The 16993-nt window shown below is 50.6% G+C and carries 16 protein-coding genes; 11 read left to right on the top strand and 5 right to left on the bottom strand.

The genetic code is table 11. From position 1 onward, the window contains the following. The first annotated feature begins 6 nt into the window (after positions 1-6). The 10 genes from aroC (at position 7) to C7U56_RS14700 (ending at position 9924) form a co-directional block, all read left to right on the top strand. The gene (gene aroC, locus C7U56_RS14655; RefSeq protein ID WP_107001838.1) at positions 7-1110 is read left to right on the top strand and encodes a chorismate synthase; all 1104 of its coding nucleotides are present in this window, start codon (positions 7-9) and stop codon (positions 1108-1110) included. Positions 1111-1201: 91 nt separating this feature from the next. After that, positions 1202-1792 (top strand): TIGR01440 family protein, encoded by a 591-nt coding sequence (locus C7U56_RS14660; RefSeq protein ID WP_107001839.1) that lies wholly within the window; start codon positions 1202-1204, stop codon positions 1790-1792. 29 nt (positions 1793-1821) lie between these two features. After that, on the top strand, positions 1822-3342 hold the full coding sequence (gene rlmD / locus C7U56_RS14665; RefSeq protein WP_107001902.1) for a 23S rRNA (uracil(1939)-C(5))-methyltransferase RlmD: 1521 nt from the start codon (positions 1822-1824) through the stop codon (positions 3340-3342). A gap of 396 nt (positions 3343-3738) precedes the next feature. Beyond that, positions 3739-4605, top strand: coding sequence for an NYN domain-containing protein (locus C7U56_RS14670; protein WP_022358838.1), 867 nt, complete (start codon positions 3739-3741; stop codon positions 4603-4605). 159 nt (positions 4606-4764) lie between these two features. After that, entirely contained in the window at positions 4765-5403 is a 639-nt protein-coding gene (locus C7U56_RS14675) for an endonuclease III domain-containing protein (protein ID WP_107001840.1), read from the top strand. Between the two features lie 61 nt (positions 5404-5464). Continuing rightward, positions 5465-6310, top strand: a complete 846-nt coding sequence (locus tag C7U56_RS14680) for a CPBP family intramembrane glutamic endopeptidase (protein ID WP_181357269.1) — start codon at positions 5465-5467, stop codon at positions 6308-6310. Between the two features lie 75 nt (positions 6311-6385). Further along, on the top strand, positions 6386-7441 hold the full coding sequence (locus C7U56_RS14685; protein WP_107001842.1) for a threonine aldolase family protein: 1056 nt from the start codon (positions 6386-6388) through the stop codon (positions 7439-7441). Positions 7442-7443: 2 nt separating this feature from the next. Further along, entirely contained in the window at positions 7444-8187 is a 744-nt protein-coding gene (locus C7U56_RS14690) for a YkgJ family cysteine cluster protein (RefSeq protein WP_107001843.1), read from the top strand. A gap of 95 nt (positions 8188-8282) precedes the next feature. After that, on the top strand, positions 8283-9098 hold the full coding sequence (locus C7U56_RS14695) for a histidinol-phosphatase HisJ family protein (RefSeq protein WP_107001844.1): 816 nt from the start codon (positions 8283-8285) through the stop codon (positions 9096-9098). 235 nt (positions 9099-9333) lie between these two features. Further along, the gene (locus C7U56_RS14700) at positions 9334-9924 is read left to right on the top strand and encodes a 50S ribosomal protein L25 (protein WP_022358832.1); all 591 of its coding nucleotides are present in this window, start codon (positions 9334-9336) and stop codon (positions 9922-9924) included. Between the two features lie 172 nt (positions 9925-10096). Here C7U56_RS14700 and C7U56_RS14705 read toward each other — a convergent pair whose 3' ends face one another. The 5 genes from C7U56_RS14705 to C7U56_RS14730 all read right to left on the bottom strand — a co-directional run bounded on the left by C7U56_RS14705 (position 10097) and on the right by C7U56_RS14730 (position 15531). Continuing rightward, complete coding sequence (locus C7U56_RS14705) at positions 10097-11143, bottom strand: TRAP transporter substrate-binding protein (protein ID WP_107001903.1); 1047 nt, start codon at positions 11141-11143, stop codon at positions 10097-10099. Positions 11144-11275: 132 nt separating this feature from the next. Then, complete coding sequence (locus C7U56_RS14710; protein ID WP_107001845.1) at positions 11276-12565, bottom strand: TRAP transporter large permease; 1290 nt, start codon at positions 12563-12565, stop codon at positions 11276-11278. Next, entirely contained in the window at positions 12565-13185 is a 621-nt protein-coding gene (locus C7U56_RS14715) for a TRAP transporter small permease (RefSeq protein ID WP_107001846.1), read from the bottom strand. Before C7U56_RS14715 ends, C7U56_RS14710 begins: the two co-directional genes overlap by 1 nt. A gap of 335 nt (positions 13186-13520) precedes the next feature. Next, positions 13521-14285 (bottom strand): type I 3-dehydroquinate dehydratase, encoded by a 765-nt coding sequence (gene aroD, locus C7U56_RS14725; protein ID WP_333493394.1) that lies wholly within the window; start codon positions 14283-14285, stop codon positions 13521-13523. A 31-nt stretch (positions 14286-14316) separates the two neighbouring features. Continuing rightward, positions 14317-15531, bottom strand: a complete 1215-nt coding sequence (locus C7U56_RS14730; RefSeq protein WP_107001849.1) for an MFS transporter — start codon at positions 15529-15531, stop codon at positions 14317-14319. 458 nt (positions 15532-15989) lie between these two features. Between C7U56_RS14730 and C7U56_RS14735 the strand changes: the two genes are divergently transcribed. Next, positions 15990-16844 carry a LysR family transcriptional regulator gene (locus tag C7U56_RS14735; protein WP_233430291.1) on the top strand — a complete coding sequence of 285 codons (855 nt, stop codon included), beginning with the start codon at positions 15990-15992 and terminating at the stop codon, positions 16842-16844. Positions 16845-16993 lie beyond the last annotated feature (149 nt).

A 16993-nucleotide genomic window follows, 5' to 3' on the forward strand; every position in this document is an offset into this window, starting at 1 on the left:
GCGAGAATGGCAGGATCAACATACGGAAAAATACTGACAATGACAACGTGGGGCGAATCCCACGGCGCAGGCGTGGGCGTGGTCGTAGATGGCTGTCCGGCGGGGCTTGCGCTTTGTGAGGAAGACGTTCAGCGTTATCTGGACCGCCGCAAACCGGGGCAGAGCCGTTTTACGACGAAGCGCAGCGAGAGCGATACGGTGGAGATCCTGTCAGGCGTTTTTGAAGGGCGGACGACGGGCACGCCGATCTCGATGCTGGTGTGGAACCAGGATCAGCATTCGAAGGATTACAGTGAGATCGCCAGTTATTACCGTCCCGGACATGCGGATTATACCTTCGATGAAAAATACGGTTTCCGGGATTACCGGGGCGGCGGACGTTCTTCGGGACGCGAGACGATCGGACGCGTGGCAGCAGGCGCTATCGCGGCAAAGCTGCTGGAATCCTTGAACATTCAGGTAAAAGCATACACGAAAGCGATCGGACCGGTGGAAGTGGCGCCGGATCGGTTTGATCTGGCGGAATGTGAAAAGAATAAGCTGTATATGCCGGATGCTGCTGCAGCCGCAGAGGCAGAGCAGTATCTGGAAAGGAAGATGGCGGAGAAAGATTCTGCTGGCGGTATCGTGGAATGTGTGATTGCCGGTCTTCCGACAGGGCTTGGTGAACCGGTTTTTGATAAATTTAATGCGAATCTGGCAAAGGCAATCTGCTCGATCGGTGCCGTTAAAGGCTTCGAGATCGGAGAGGGATTTCATGCGGCGCAGATGGCAGGAAGCGAGAACAACGACGCATTTGTCATGGATTCGGATGGAAGCATCGGCAAGGCGACGAACCATGCAGGTGGCATTTTAGGCGGTATGACGGATGGAAGCGAAGTTGTGTTCCGTGCGGCATTTAAACCGACCCCGTCGATTGCCGCAGAGCAGAGAACCGTCAATAAGAGCGGCGAGGAGATCGGCATCAGCATCAAGGGACGCCATGATCCGATCATTGTGCCGAGAGCGGTTGTCGTGGTTGAGACGATGGCGGCATTTGCGGCGGCGGATATGCTGCTGGGCGGCATGACGGCGCGGCTGGATCGGATTCAGGAGTTTTACCGGAAGTAAGGGAATGCAAATAAAAATTTTGGAAAAGCTGCGGCGGGCTCAGCCTGTTTGGTCCGCGGCTTTTTCTGGCATTAAATCAGGAGGCAGCAGGATGAGTGCAACAGGAATTTCAAAAGAAATAGAGACAGCAGGACAGTTAGAGGAGCTGCGCCAGGAGGTACGGATTGCCGCAGAGGAAATTCTCAGTGCGGCAAACATGAAGCCGGGACAGATTTTGGTGGTCGGATGCTCGTCCAGCGAGATTGCATCGCATAAGATCGGTTCCTATTCCAGCGCCGAGATCGGAAAAGCGGTGTTTGAGGAGCTGTATGCAGTCACCAAGTCGCAGGGGCTTTATCTGGCGGCACAGTGCTGTGAACATCTGAACCGGGCGCTGATTGTGGAAGAAGAAGCGGCGGAAAAATATGGTCTGGAGATGGTAAACGTCGTGCCGCAGCTAAAAGCAGGCGGTTCCTTTGCAACGGCAGCCTATGCGGGATTTGAACATCCGACAGCCGTAGAGCGGATTCAGGCACACGCGGGCATCGATATCGGAGACACTTTCATCGGTATGCACCTGCGCCCGGTTGCAGTTCCGGTGCGGACCTCGATCCGTGCGATCGGCGGCGCCCATGTGACGTGTGCGAGAACGAGGCTGAAATATATTGGCGGAGAGCGGGCGCATTATCTGGATGCGAAATAAAGAAAATGAGGAGTAAAAAAAACGTGGAAATCAGGAAAAATGATGAATTTGAACTGACAATCGAAGATATGAGCGAAGATGGAGCCGGGATCGGAAAGCAGGACGGCTATATCTGGTTTGTAAAAGATGCCGTGATCGGGGATCGGATCCGGGCGCGGGCGATGAAAATGAAGAAAAATTACGGCTTTGCCCGTCTGATGGAGGTGCTGGAAGCATCCAAAGACCGCGTGATGCCGGAATGCCCGGTCGCAAGACAGTGCGGCGGCTGCCAGCTTCAGATGATGAGTTATGAGGCACAGCTTCATTTTAAGGAGCGCAAGGTCTACAATAACCTGCGCCGGATCGGCGGGATGGAGAATCTGCGGCTGCCGGAGCGGGCGGATGAAGTGAGTGTGCCTGAGAATGTATCTGAAAGAAATACATCCGAAAGGATGGAGACAACCGATGCGGGGGTGAAAGCAGAGAACGTGTCGGGGAAAAGTGCCGGGGAAGGTGTGGATAAAACTATCACCATGGAGCCGATCCTGGGGATGGAGCACCCGTGGCGCTACCGCAACAAGGCACAGTTTCCGTTTGGACGCGATAAGGATGGAAGAATCATTGCCGGATTTTACGCGGGACGCACCCACCATATTGTGGAAGCGGAGGATTGCCTGCTGGGTGTCGAAGAAAATGCGGTAATTCTGGATATTATCAAGAAAATCATGGAAGAATACCAGATTGCGCCATATGACGAGGAGACGCATAAGGGTCTAATTCGCCATGCATTGATTCGGAAGGGATTTGCAAACGGCGAGCTGATGGTCTGTCTCGTCATCAATGGAAAGAAGCTGCCGCACGCGGATATTTTTGTGGAACGCTTAAAAGAAGTCCCTGGCATGACCAGTATTTCCTACAACATCAATCAGGAAAAAACAAACGTGATTCTTGGTTCGGAGCTTGTAAACTTATACGGACCGGGCTATATCACAGATAAAATCGGAAATGTATCATACCAGATTTCGCCGCTTTCTTTCTATCAGGTCAATCCGGTGCAGACGGAAAAACTCTATGGAACGGCGCTGGAATACGCGGGGCTGACCGGTGGGGAGACTGTATGGGATTTGTACTGCGGAATCGGAACCATTTCCCTGTTTCTGGCGCAGAAAGCGAAGAAAGTGTACGGTGTAGAGATCGTCCCTCCGGCGATCGAGGATGCCCGCCGGAACGCGGCATTAAATGGCATGGAAAATGTCGAGTTTTTCGTCGGAAAAGCTGAAGAGGTACTTCCAAGGGAGTATGAAAAAAATCAGGTCTATGCCGATGTCATCGTCGTCGATCCGCCGCGCAAAGGCTGTGACAGCGTCTGCCTCGACACGATCGTCCGGATGCAGCCAAAGCGGGTAGTCTATGTCAGCTGCGATTCCGCCACATTGGCGCGCGATGTGAAGTATCTGGATGAAAGAGGATACGCGGTGGAGCGCGTGAGATGCTGTGATATGTTCGGGATGAGCGGGCATGTGGAGACGGTAGCCTTATTAACTAAAAAGATAGCGACAAGAGAAGTGTAAAATTCAGGGTATCCTGCGTGCGTATATCGCACAGGGCGAGGTGCTTCCGGTCGCGACGCATTCCTTTGGTTTCATCGGTATTTTTGCCATCCCGGAGATTGGCTTTAACCAGCCGAAGGGAATGCTTTATAAGACGGAGAATCCATTTGCCTGAACAATAAAAAGAATATTTGCTGATTTCTCATGAACGTGATACACTTATAGATAAGCTGTATCGGCTGTCGATCACGACCGTTTCGGCGGTGTGAAAATGAGAAATTCCGGCACCGGAGGCTTTCAGAGTCACGATCATGCGACCGTGCGAAAGTTCCGGTGCCTTTTTATTTCAAAGGAAAGTGCGCCCTGATGAAAGCGGCAGAGAATATTTTGAGCGGTATTTGAGAAAGGAAACAGGAGATGGATGACAAAAAAATAGCCGTACTGATCGATGCGGAAAATGTGTCCGGCAAGTATATCAAGCTGATTTTAGATGAGGTCAGCAATTATGGAAGTGCGACATACAAGCGCCTTTACGGCGATTTTCAGACGCCGAGCGTGCGGGCGTGGATGAAGAACCTGCGCGACTATGCGATCACGCCGGTTTTCCAGTACAATTATACGCAGGGGAAAAATGCCTCCGATTCGGCGCTGATCATCGATGCGATGGATATTTTATATTCGGGCAATGTGGATGGCTTCTGTATCGTCACCTCGGACAGTGATTTTACGAAGCTGGTGCTGCGCCTGCGTGAGTCAGGCATGACGGTGATCGGCATGGGAGAGCGCAAGACGCCGAATGCATTTGTCTCGGCGTGTGAGACATTTAAATTCCTGGATATTTTATTAAACGATGAAAATCCGTCGCAGAATCCGTCCCTGCCGCAGACGCGCAAGGAGAGTGAGGCGGATGGTTCCAGAAAAGAGGCAGAGAAAGAAAGCGATCCGAATGCAGTCAGCAATATTCCGAACATGGAGGAGATGGAGAAAGAGATTATCTCGATCATCAACACACATGCGGACGATGACGGATGGGTGGATTTATCGGAGCTGGGAGACAACCTTCCAAAGCGTGTGCCGGGATTTGACCCGCGAAATTATAAATGCACGAAGTTGAAGCAGTTTATCGAGCTGTTTGATTCCGTTGAGGTTCGGTCAGCGCGCAATCCGCACAATAAGATTCTGTCGATCATCTATGTGCGTGTCAAACAGAAAGAAGAAAAGCCGGTACTTTCCAAGGTACGGCGCGGCGGAAAACGGAAGAAGGATGCGGACGCGGAAGAATAGTAAGCATATGCGGTTCGTATGAGAATAAAAAGTTGCAGAAGCGGCTGTGATTCGTATGAGGCTGGAAGAATGCAGCAGTGGTTGTAGTGTTGTGTCAGCTGTTACAAAGACAGACTGTAAATTGAAAAGTGAAGGATAGCAGATAGGAGAGACAAGAACATGACAAAGGAAGAGCTTGCATTAGAGGTAATTGACCGCCTGAAAAAAGAATATCCGGATGCGGGTTGTACGCTGGACTACAATCAGGCGTGGAAGCTGCTGGTCAGTGTCCGTCTGGCGGCGCAGTGTACCGATGCGCGTGTCAATGTGGTAGTCAAGGGATTGTTTGAGAAATATCCAAATGTGGCGGCATTGGCGGATGCCCCGGTGGAAGACATCGAGGCGATTGTGAAGCCGTGCGGTCTGGGACACAGCAAGGCGCGGGACATCAGCGCCTGTATGAAGATGCTGCGCGACGAGTACGGCGGGCATGTGCCGGATGATTTTAACGCTCTGTTAAAGCTTCCGGGAGTCGGCAGAAAGAGCGCCAACCTCATTATGGGGGATGTGTTTGGAAAACCGGCGATCGTCACGGATACGCACTGCATCCGCCTGGTAAACCGGATAGGGCTGGTGGAAGGAATCAAGGACCCGAAGCGCGTGGAAATGGCACTCTGGAAGCTGATTCCACCGGAGGAGGGCAGCGATTTCTGCCACCGCCTGGTGTATCACGGGCGTGAAGTCTGTACGGCGCGGACGAAGCCGTACTGTGACAAGTGCTGTCTGCAGGATATCTGCGCGAAGGCAGGCGTGGAGTAGAAAGTCTGAAAAAGTCATGGAAACAGATGCAGATAGGAAAAGGATGACAGGAGGCAGAAAAATGGACGAAGAACGGCAGGAGACAGCGGATTGGCGTATCGTCTGGCAGATGTTTTTTCCGTGCGTCATCAGCGATTTAATCGGCGGATGTGTGGAGGCGCTGGGACATCTGGAGGGAAATGTGGGAAGAACCGTGTCGTCGTTTCTTACATTTGCTGTGATTTATCCATTTTACTGGCGGAGGATCCAGAAAAAGAAAGAGAACAGGTGCATAGCAGAGGCAGACGGGATGAAAGAGCAGGTCTCTCCACAGATAAAGACGACAAAGGAAGAAAAATGTGGATATTTCTGGGAAAAAGTGCCGGATGTGTGGAAAATCCTGCTGGGGGCAGCTGCGTTCAGTGCTGTGTTTAACATGATTTTCTGGGCATTAGAAAAAAAGGAGATTTTCCTGGGAGTGCTGCATATTGCAGTGCAAAAGGTTCGGATGACTGGGCAGGCAGCTGAAGCGGTGTCTCTGTGTTTGAAAATGCCTCAGGGGGATATGCTTGCGGCAGCTCTGGGAAAAGGTGCGTCGGAGGGCACCGCCGCTTTATTTTCCGGCGCCCTGTGGCAGCAGTTCTTTCTCATGGGCATTGCCGCCCCACTTTCCGAAGAACTGCTGTTTCGCGGCATTATATTTGAGCGCCTGCGTATGGCGCTCCCATTTTTCTGGGCGGCACTTGGGTCGGCGGCATTTTTCGGGTTGGTGCATGGAAACTGGGCGCAGGGGATTTATGCGGCGCTCATGGGACTTATACTGGCGTGGTTGTATGAAAAAAAGAACCGTCTGTGGGAACCTGTGTTATTTCACAGTGCAGCAAATTTGACGGCGATGCTGATGCGGGAGCTTCTCTGGCACTGGTGAGGACATAAAAATACAAACAATTTCGAGAACGCAGGATTGTGTTTGCTCGAAGAAAGAACAGGAGGAGATACTACGATGCTTTCATTTGCAAGCGATTATACAGAGGGCGCCTGCGAGGAGATACTTCAGAAGCTGGCGGAGACGAACCGGGAGAGTCTGCCGGGATATGGCATGGACCGCTACTGCCAGAGTGCCGCCAGAAAAATACAGGAGGCGACCGGATGCCCGGAGGCGGAGGTTTATTTTCTGGTGGGCGGTACCCAGACGAATGCGGCCGTGATCAGCAGCATGCTTGCACCGTATGAGGGCGTAGTGGCAGCGCAGACAGGGCACGTGAGTATTCATGAAGCCGGGGCGATCGAGTACACCGGGCATAAGGTGTTGCAGCTTCCGGAAAAAGATGGGAAGATTGATCCGGCGGATCTGCAGGAATATCTGCAAAATTTCGAGGCGGACGCAAACCATGATCATATGGTATTTCCGGGAATGGTGTATCTTTCCCATCCGACGGAATACGGAACCTTATACAGCCGGAAGGAGCTGCAGGCGATCTCGGAGATCTGCCGTTCGTATGAAATCCCGCTCTATCTGGACGGGGCGCGTCTTGGATATGGTCTGGCGGGAGAGAAAAATGACCTGAGTCTTTCGGAGATTGCGCATCTGTGTGATGTATTTTATATCGGCGGCACGAAGGTGGGCGCATTCTGCGGAGAGGCAGTTGTATTTGGTGAGAAAAAGAATGTTCCGGCGCATTTTATTACCCGGATCAAGCAGCAGGGCGCGCTGCTGGCAAAGGGACGCCTGCTGGGAATCCAGTTTGACGTGCTGTTTACAGACGGGCTGTACGAGCGCCTGGGACGCCATGCGGTAGAGATGGCGGCGGCTTTAAAGAAAGGATTAAAACAGCGCGGTTATACGTTTTTCCGTGAGTCCCCGACCAACCAGCAGTTTGTGATCTTGGAAAATGACCGGATGGAGCAGATTGAAAAAGAGGTTTCCGTGAGCTTCTGGGAGCGGTATGACGAGGATCACACCGTTGTCCGTTTTGCGACGAGCTGGGCGACCAGAGAGGCGGATCTGGAACATTTGTGGGAGATTCTGGATCGGATTGAGGCAGAAAGAGAGAAGTAGAGATGGAACGTAATGTAACGATGGCGGAGATTTCAGATGGAAAGCTGTACAGCCGGGACGATATGGTAAAAGCCGGATGCGATGATTGCCGGGGCTGTTCGGCGTGCTGCCACGGAATGGGTAATTCGATCGTGCTGGATCCATATGATGTGTACCGTCTGACCACCTTGCGCGGGGACACGCTGGAACATCTGCTGGAGGAGAAAAAGGTGGAGTGGAACGTCGTGGACGGACAGATTCTGCCGAATCTGGCTCTCCGGAGCGGGGCGGATGAAGCCTGTGGGTTTCTCGATGAAGCAGGGCGCTGCCGGATCCATGCATACCGGCCGGGTATCTGCCGCCTGTTTCCACTGGGGCGCTTTTATGAAAATGGAAGTTTCCAGTATTTTCTCCAGATTCATGAGTGTAAAAAGGAAAACCGGACGAAAGTCAAAGTGAAAAAATGGATTGATACGCCAGATTTAAAGCGGTATGAGGCGTATATCAGCCGGTGGCATTATTTCTTAAAAGATATAAGAAAGGCGGAAACGGAGGCGGCGCAGAAACTTTTGGCAGAACCATGCATCGGAACGTCGGAGGAACAGGAGATACAGAAGAAAAACCGTGCCGCTGCGGCAGCCGGGCGCGAAAAACGGCGCAATCTGTTGATTATGAAACTGTTCTATCTGCTTCCGTATGATGGAGAGAAGGACTTTTACGAGCAGTTTGAAAAGCGGATGCAGATGGCGGAGCGGAGTTTGCGATAAATCCTTTGTTGAAGACAAATCCGCAAGGATGTTTGCCCCCAGCTGTGAAGAGGCTGAACCGTTTTGACAGAGTGAAATAAGAAAGGAGATTACCGATGCTTCATACGGATTTTCACACCCACACCACGTTCTGCGACGGAAAGAGTACGCCGCGGGAGATGGTGGAGGCGGCATACCGGATGGGAATGACCGATTTGGGCGTTTCAGGACATGCTGATTTTTCGATGTTTGAGCCGGGATTCGGGATGGACGACGAGAAGCTTCGCCAGTATACCGAAGAACTTCAAGAACTCCAGGAGGAATACCGGGGAAAGATGAATCTCTATATCGGGATCGAGCTGGATGGACTGGGACCGGTGCAGAAAGCAGAGTACGCGATCGGCTCGACCCATGCGCTCATCAAGGATGGCGAGTATGTTTGTGTGGATGATACGGAAGAGAAACTGGTAAAAGCAGTCGAGACGCTGTGGCATGGTGACTGGTACGCGTTTGCACGGGAGTATTTCGAGGCAGAGGCGCAGATTTATGACCGGACAAAATGCGATTTCATCGGACATTTTGACCTGTTGACAAAATTTAACGAGGGATATAAACATTTTGACGAGACGAAAGACGCCTATCTGGAACCGGCGATCACGGCGATGCACAAACTGGCGGCTCTGGGGATTCCGTTTGAGATCAACACAGGCGCCATGTCCCGCGGCTATCGGAGTGCGCCGTACCCGTCCGCAGCTCTGTTAAAAGAGCTGTGTGCCTGCGGCGGACGTATCCTCATCAACTCCGACAGCCACAGTACCGACACGATCGGATATGGGTTTAAGCAGGCGCAGGAGCTGGCGGTGGCGTGTGGATTTAAAAGTGTGTGTGCCCTGAAACCGGGTGGCGGATTTAGGGAGATACTTCTTGTATAAAAAAGACAGAAAGAAAAATATACAAATTCTAAATTTCAAGCTAAAAAATGCTGAAAATAAAGCCGAAATGATTTTATTTTTGGTGAATCGTTTTCAGAGAACCCTGCTATAATATGAGCCGTAACAAGGAGATAGATACTTAACAAAACCCCATGGCTGAGGGCTGCTAAGCACAATGTGTTTTCCACACAGGGTGTGCGGAAGGCGCAGATCAGATTTTTGGAGGAAAAGACAAATGACTACTTTAAAAGCTGAAAAAAGAAGCATGGATGTTAAGGCAAAGAGACTCAGAAGAGAAGGCTATGTAACAGGCAACGTATTTGGCAAGAAGATTCAGGGCTCCATTCCTGTTAAGATGGAAAAGAAAGACGTGGATCGTCTGCTGAAGACCGAGACCAAGGGCGGACAGATTATGCTGGATGTAGAAGGTGAAGTCTACGATGTCCTGATCAAGGAAGTTGACTATGATGCAATGGCAAATCAGGTTGTAGAGATAGATTTCCAGGCGCTGGTAAGCAATGAGAAGGTTCATTCCGTTGCTGAGATTATCTTCGAGAACCACGACAAGGTAGAAGCTGGCGTTCTGCAGGAGGTACTGAAAGAAGTATCGTACCGCGCATTACCGGCTGCACTGGTTGAGAAAGTCAAAGTTGATGTTGGTGAGATGGAGATTGGTGATACGATTCGTGTCAAAGACCTTTCGATCGCAAAAGATAAAGACATTGATATTCTGACCGATCTGGAGGCAGTAGTTGCTACCGTCACAGCGGTTCACAACAATGTACCGGAGACCGATGAAGAGGCTGACGCAGAAGAAGCTAAATAATTGAAGCGCAGTGCCAGGATGAAGCGAAACGGGATGCTGTCCGCAAGGCAGATAAAAAGTTTCGCGGAATGATTGAAACATGAGAAAAGGCGGATATACTGACCAGATGGCCGATATATCCGCTTTTGAATTTTGTATGAACTTTTTTTGCAGATGGTAAAAGAAGATGAGGTTATGGCTCCATATATGCGTCATAAATTTCCGGATCAATATTCTCGCGGATATTCTCATATACGCTTCCAGCCGCCTCCCGGATGGCATCGCGCGTTTCATCCGAGAGAGTTAAAATCGCGGTGCCGCTCGCTTCGATCGTAGCGATACGGTCAAAGATGCGCGCGTCGGACTGTTCTCTGGCATACTCGGTCGCGGTTTTGGCTGCCTGCGTCATGATTTCCTGTTCTTCTGGAGTCAGGTTCTGGAAGAAATCGTCATTGACAATCAAGGAGATCAGATGCGGCAGGTGGTTCGTCTCGACCACATAATCCTGCTGTTCGTAGAGACGGTTGGAGACGATGACCTCATACGGGTTCTCCTGCGCGTCGATCGTGTGCTGCTGGAGACCGATATACACCTCGCTGAAGGTCATTGGCGTCGGATTGGCGCCGATTGCTTTCCAGAATGCGAGATGATAGCTGTTTTCCATGGTACGGATTTTCTGCCCTTTGAAATCTGCCAGGGAGTAAACTGGTTTATTTGTGCTCATGATGCGGAATCCTTGATCTGCCATGCCGAGCAGGTGGTAACCGCCGTCGGTGTACACCTGGCTGATGAGATTGTAAAAATCCGGATCATCCAGCTTTTTGCGGCAGTCATCCAGCGAATCAAAGACGCATGGAAGGTCAAAAACGGCGAGATCCTTCATGAAAGAAACCTGAGGGGCGGTGTTCTGCACGACAAACGGGATATCGCCGTCCGCGCACGTTTCGAGCAGGTCGCGGTCACCGCCGAGTGTGGAGTTGGCGTAAACCTGAATCCGCATTGCGCCGTTGCTTAAGTCATGTACTTCCTCCGCAAATTTTTCGGCAAACAGCTGCGTTACCGTGTCCTCCGGGCTGGCGGTCGCCAGTGGCCAGGAATAGCGCTGTTCTTCCTTGCTGGAGGCGCAGCCGCTCAGCGCGAGCGAGGCGCCGAATAAAAGAACCGACGAAGAAATGAGCGCCGCAGCGAATCGGGAAGAAGTCCGGCATCGGCGGGACACTAGGTTTGAAATATAAATCATAATGGGAGATCCTTTCAAATTTAAAAACATCCATTTCATATGTGAAATATTCCATTCACAGCCTGAAAGCGTGAAGCAGGTTGTTATATGAAATCTTTCAGAACTTCAACATTTCCAAGCGTCCATTCAGCATTACAACAATCCCAGCGACAAAGCCGGTATAAACGTAATCAGCAGCAGCGCCACCAGGAACAATCCAATCATCGGCATCGCTTTTTTTGCGATCGCCATGATCGGGACGTCGGTCAGGGAGCTGGCGACAAAGAGGTTGACGCCGATCGGCGGGGTTACGAAGCCGATTGCCAGATTGACAACCATGATCACACCGAACTGGACCGGATCCATGTTGATCGCTGTCACGATCGGGAGCAGGATCGGGGTCAGAATCAGGATCGCCGGGGTTGTATCCATGACCATTCCCACGATAAGCAGGAACAGGTTGATGACAAGCAGGATCATGACCGGGCTGTTGAAATGTTCCAGGATAAAGCTGCTGACCGCCTGCGGCACCTGCATCAGGGTCAGAACTCTGGAAAATGCCGTGGAAGCTGCCAGAATAAAGAGGATCGGTGTGAATGTGCGGATCGCTTCCACAAAAATCGGCGGGATATCCCGGAATTTCATGGTCCGGTAGAGGAACAGGCTGACAAACAGGGCATAGAAAACGGAGATAACTGCTGCTTCCGTGGGGGAGGCGATGCCGCTGTAGATACAGCCAAGGATGATGACCGGGCTTAAGAGAGCGAAAAAGCTTTCGCGCAGCACCCGGAACAGCCCTTTTTCGTGCAGCAGATGGATTTCAGCGTGGATTTTTTCTCTATCTTCGCCGTAACGCCGGCAGTGATAGATGGCATACAGCATCAGGAGCAGACCAATCATCAGACCCGGAATGACGCCGGCTAAGAACAGGCTGCTGACAGAGGCACCGGACGCCATGCCGTACATGATAAACGGGATACTCGGCGGAATGATAACACCCAGACCGCCTGCGACTGCCACGATCGCGGTAGAGAAAGTCCGGTCATAGCCGAGGGCGCTTAAAATCGGGATAGTCATGCTTCCGACGGCTGCAACGGTTGCCGGGGCAGAGCCGGAGATAGCGCCGTAGAAGAGGCAGGTCACGATGACCGCGCATGGCATACCGGCGGTAAAATTGCCAAGAAAGAAGGCGAATACGTCGAACAGTTTCTTGGAAATACTGCCCTTTGCCATGATGATGCCGGATAAGACGAACATCGGCACGGCGAGCAGGGGAAAAGAATCCAGTCCGCCGAACATGGCGCGGATCAGATACTTAGCGCCGACCGTGAAGGACGGGTCAAAAACGGAAGGGAGAACCGAGGCGATACCGAGCGTGATCGATACCGGGATCGCGATGACAAGCAGCACGACAAAGATAACAAATAAGAGAGCAGCAGGCATCAGTGTTCCTCCTTTCCAGATGGTGTATTTGCCTCGATGAGAGATTCGATTTCATTGGATTCCTTTTCCGGCATATCTGCATTTGCATGGATAAAGGATTCCGGTGTATTGCGCTCCGGGTGGGCCGGATCGTAGACATCTTCGCCGCGGGCAACCTTAAATTCGATGATCCAGCGCTGCAGAATGCGGAATGTTACCAGAAGAAAGGAAACAAACGGCGCTGCCTGAATATAGTACATCGGAATCCCGCAGGCGGGGGATAACTGTCCGCTGTGAATGGCGGACATCATGTAAGAGTATGCAAATGGGATCATATAGAGGAAAAAAATCAGCTCAAAGGTGTGGTTGACAACCTTAAAAAGAGCCTTACCTCTGCGTGGAAAGGCAGCGACGAACTGTTCGATCTTGATAGACAGGCACTTTTTGCTGCAATAGCTGACGCTTAAAAAACCGCTCCAGATAAAGAGAAAACGGGTAACTTCCTCGGACCAGGACAGCGACTGTCCCAGCGCGTAGCGGGAAAATATCTGGATTCCCATAATGAGTGTCATCGCAGCCAGTATGACAACCAGCAGAAATTCTTCCAGGTTTTCATCCAGCCAGTGAAGTGTTTTTTTCATGAATAATCCCCTTGCAAATACGGATAATAGGTTGCTGTTTATGCAGGCACGTTTGAAACCGGATGTGCCGCTTGATAACAATAATAGACCTGCGATGGAGGTAGCAGGTCTTGAGTGTCTCGCGGAGAATCCCTCCGTACCCGCAGGTACAGGGATTTCCGGGAGTAAAAAAATAGGTGGCTAAAAGTATAATATAGGCACTTTTGGAACCGAAAGTGCCGTAAGATAGCGTGGTGGCAGCTGGAATTTGCCGTATTTAAATGCGAAGCCACGGCAAATTCAGTTACTGGGCACGTTAGCGTGAACAGTAACCGAATAACTGGATAAGCCAGATATTACATCGCATTGTGAAGCAGTCCAAGTACAGTCTCGAGATCCTTTACGCCCATCTGACCCGGTGCGGATGCTTTCTTGGCAGCGCCGAAGGTCATGGAAGAACCGAACACCTCGCCGCAGAGACGGCTGATAACGCCGGTGCCAGCCATCGACATGGTAATGATTGGACGGTCCGCATAGAGGGAAGTCATTTCCTCGGTGGCAGAGAGAAGTGTTAAAACATCTTTCTTGTTCTGCGGCATAACTGCGATCTTCGGGATATCTGCATTCATATCCTGCATCTTACGCAGGCGGTAGATGATGTCGGATTTCTCCGGCGTCTTGTGGAAGTCATGGTTGGAAGCGATGACTTTCACGCCAGCCGCATGTGCGCCGTCGATGATCTTGGTTACAATCGCGTCGCCGGTAAAGATCTCTACGTCAATGAAATCAACATAGCCGGTCTGAGCTGCCTTGATGTTCAGCTTTGCGTAATCTTCCGGCTCGATGGATTTCTCGCCGCCCTCTTTGGAGGTACGGAAGGTCATCAGAATCGGAGTCTCGCCGAGAACGGCACGCAGTTCCTTTAAGACGACTTCTACCTTCTCAAAATCAAAGACACCTTCGAACCAGTCTACACGCCATTCTACCATATCAACTGGAATAGAATCAAACGTTTTGGCCTCGTCGATGATTTCCTGTTTGGTAACGCCTACGATCGGAACGATGATCTTCGGTGTGCCGGAGCCGATTTCGATATTTCTAACTTTGATAGTATTCATAATCAGAGAATCCTTTCATTTTATCAATAAATATTTATTCGTCGCTTTCTGCCAGAGACACCATTTTCGCGTAGCGGGCATTGACAAAGAGTCCTAAGAGAACGCCGATGGCAGTCAGTACGATATTCATTATCATAACATGGGATGGTGCCATTTTGGAAGCGGCAGTCAAAATTGTGTAATTACATAAGGAAGAAGCAATCATAACCAGTGCGGTTACGGTTCCCTTGATCTTCGGGAACAGCATGTTGCAGACGGAGGTTACAATCTGTAACAGACCGCCCGCGCCTGCCCAGCCGATGATGAAAGCGCCTGCAATCATAAGGGTCTGGCTGTGACCGATGAGTACGGCAACCAAAGTAACGAGGCAGATAACCGGGTAAACGAGGATGAAACGTACATCCTTGATTTTACGGGTCAGCAGGGAGGTGACAACGAGCGCCATCAGGGTACCTGCGGAATAGTAGGTTTGCATGATGGACGGGTTCGCCCAGCCTGCATTTTCTTTTGCGAAGTTCTGCGCGCAGTTTAACCATAACTGGAAGGTACCGGTGCAGGTGAAACCAATCACGATCATGGCGATGGACTCAAACGAAAAATTTGTGTGTTTTAAGCTGGCGATGAGTCCCTCGGATTTGCCCTCTGCCTTCTGCTCAGAATCTGGCAGCGGGAACAGGAAAATAAGTACAAATAAAACAGCGTAAATAATACCGCATCCGATAAATAACGGATTGTAAGATACCATGCCGGTGGCGGTGGTTGTCACAGCAACACCGAGTACGAACGGCAGAAGCATCTGCGCGATCGCAATGAAAAATTTGATTCCCATGGTAGCGACACCCGGAGCGCTGCTGATAATCTCGGCAACCGCCGGATAGATACCGGTATCAAGGAACGAGTTGGAGATACCTCCGATGATTGCACATACATAAGCAATTTGATAGCCGCCGTTTTGTCCGGCGCTGAAAGCGAAAGCAAGTCCAATCAGGTAAACCGCGTAGGAGGCGCTGCCGATCGCGGTTGAGATGCGGCGTCCCAGTTTGTCGGAAAGTGGTCCGGCAAATGGAAGCGCAATCAGACGTCCGAGTCCTAAAGCAGCGGAAATCGCGGTGATCGCCATTGCCTCAACGCCCCAGGCTGCGGCAAGCGCTTCCTTGATGACTGCCTGTCCGAGAATCGAACAGCCGACGCCATGGATAAAGTAGTTTAAGTACATGATAAGTGCACTTGGCAGATATTTCTTGTTCATGATTTTCTCCTTAATTCAAGATCCGCCTGTCGGGCTGCCGTTTCGGAAACCGGGCGGATGATGGCTGATGTTCTGTCACAAACACAAAGGAGATGCCGATATAAAAAGTTCTGTTTTAGTGTTAGAAAAATAACACGTTTGATGCCGTTATTCTAACAATTATTATAGCCGAAGTCTAATACTTTTATAGCAAAAAACCAATGCATTTTAAGTATTAATGTGTTATAAATATGATTATGGGTTACTGCTCACGGGTAGGCACTTTTAGAACCGAAAGTGCCGTAAGAAAACGTGGTGGCAGCAGGAATTTGCCGTATTTAAATGCGAAGCCACGGCAAATTCCGTTACTGGGCACGTATGCGTGAACAGTAACGATTATGGAAGTTTGGTGTGATGCATTTACGGCTGATATTGCGAAGAGTTAATACGAAGATACATAAAGACGGGGGACGTTAGGAATGACATTGAATCAGATTTTATATTTTCAGAAGATAGCGAATCTGGAAAATTATCATCAGGCGGCGGAAGAATTATATATATCACAGCCATCCCTGAGCCGGTCGATGGCATCACTGGAAAATGAGCTGGGCGTGACGCTCTTTGAAAAAGAAGGACGCGGGGTGACTCTGACGAAGGCGGGGAGGATGTTTTTGGAGTACGCGGACCGGATTCTCACAGACTGCCACATCGCGGTCGGGAAAATGCGGGAGATTTCGATGGATGGGGGAAAGATCGACATCGGTTACGTGTTTCCGCTGGCCGGCCACTATATCCCGCACCGGGTCAAGCTCTTTTTAGAACAGCCGGAAAATCAAAAGGTTGTGTTTAATTTCTGGCAGAATCACACACCGGCGATTGCAAAAAAGGTAAAAACGGGTGAATTAGATGTAGGCTTTGGCGGCTGTCTGGAAAAGGATGATATGGAATTTTTCCCGGTGGCGAACCAGAAGCTTGTTATCATCACACCGAAGGATCATCCGCTGGCGGAACGGGAGAGAATTCCATTTGCGGAGCTGAACCGGTATCCGGTAATTGGATATGATAAGGACTCCTGGATGGGGACGCGCACCCGCGCGCTCTATGCGAAATACAACATCCAGCCGGACATTGTCGTGGAGTGCCCGGACGAATATTCGATCGTCGCGCTGGTGCGGGAGAGTTTTGGCATCGCACTGATGCCGCGCACGGACATTCTGGAGTTTTCTCCGGGAGTCTGCATTCACCCGATTGAAAATTTGGACATTTATCACCAGATTTTTATGTTCTGGATGAAAGAACGCTACCGGCGGTGGAACGCTTTATTGAATATATGAAACAGCAGGCGCGTCAGGACGGTCTGCAGGCGGAACGGGAAACCGATAGCAAAAACGTATTGAAAATTTACCTGAAAGATATTGTTAATTTTTAAGCAAAACGGTTATGATAAAAGTGTCACAAACACAGGGATGCCTCTCATGCAATG

The organism is Clostridium fessum, from assembly GCF_003024715.1.
Lineage (GTDB): Bacteria > Bacillota > Clostridia > Lachnospirales > Lachnospiraceae > Otoolea > Otoolea fessa.

Bases quoted from the DNA above. Each gene is read 5' to 3' on its own strand.
- C7U56_RS14675 (WP_107001840.1), top strand. From the start codon at position 4,765: ATGACAAAGGAAGAGCTTGCATTAGAGGTAATTGACCGCCTGAAAAAA.
- C7U56_RS14660 (WP_107001839.1), top strand. From the start codon at position 1,202: ATGAGTGCAACAGGAATTTCAAAAGAAATAGAGACAGCAGGACAGTTA.
- C7U56_RS14735 (WP_233430291.1), top strand. From the start codon at position 15,990: ATGACATTGAATCAGATTTTATATTTTCAGAAGATAGCGAATCTGGAA.
- C7U56_RS14685 (WP_107001842.1), top strand. From the start codon at position 6,386: ATGCTTTCATTTGCAAGCGATTATACAGAGGGCGCCTGCGAGGAGATA.
- C7U56_RS14710 (WP_107001845.1), bottom strand. From the start codon at position 12,565: ATGCCTGCTGCTCTCTTATTTGTTATCTTTGTCGTGCTGCTTGTCATC.
- C7U56_RS14695 (WP_107001844.1), top strand. From the start codon at position 8,283: ATGCTTCATACGGATTTTCACACCCACACCACGTTCTGCGACGGAAAG.
- C7U56_RS14680 (WP_181357269.1), top strand. From the start codon at position 5,465: ATGGACGAAGAACGGCAGGAGACAGCGGATTGGCGTATCGTCTGGCAG.
- C7U56_RS14715 (WP_107001846.1), bottom strand. From the start codon at position 13,185: ATGAAAAAAACACTTCACTGGCTGGATGAAAACCTGGAAGAATTTCTG.
- C7U56_RS14700 (WP_022358832.1), top strand. From the start codon at position 9,334: ATGACTACTTTAAAAGCTGAAAAAAGAAGCATGGATGTTAAGGCAAAG.
- C7U56_RS14730 (WP_107001849.1), bottom strand. From the start codon at position 15,531: ATGAACAAGAAATATCTGCCAAGTGCACTTATCATGTACTTAAACTAC.
- aroC (WP_107001838.1), top strand. From the start codon at position 7: ATGGCAGGATCAACATACGGAAAAATACTGACAATGACAACGTGGGGC.
- C7U56_RS14670 (WP_022358838.1), top strand. From the start codon at position 3,739: ATGGATGACAAAAAAATAGCCGTACTGATCGATGCGGAAAATGTGTCC.
- C7U56_RS14690 (WP_107001843.1), top strand. From the start codon at position 7,444: ATGGAACGTAATGTAACGATGGCGGAGATTTCAGATGGAAAGCTGTAC.
- C7U56_RS14705 (WP_107001903.1), bottom strand. From the start codon at position 11,143: ATGATTTATATTTCAAACCTAGTGTCCCGCCGATGCCGGACTTCTTCC.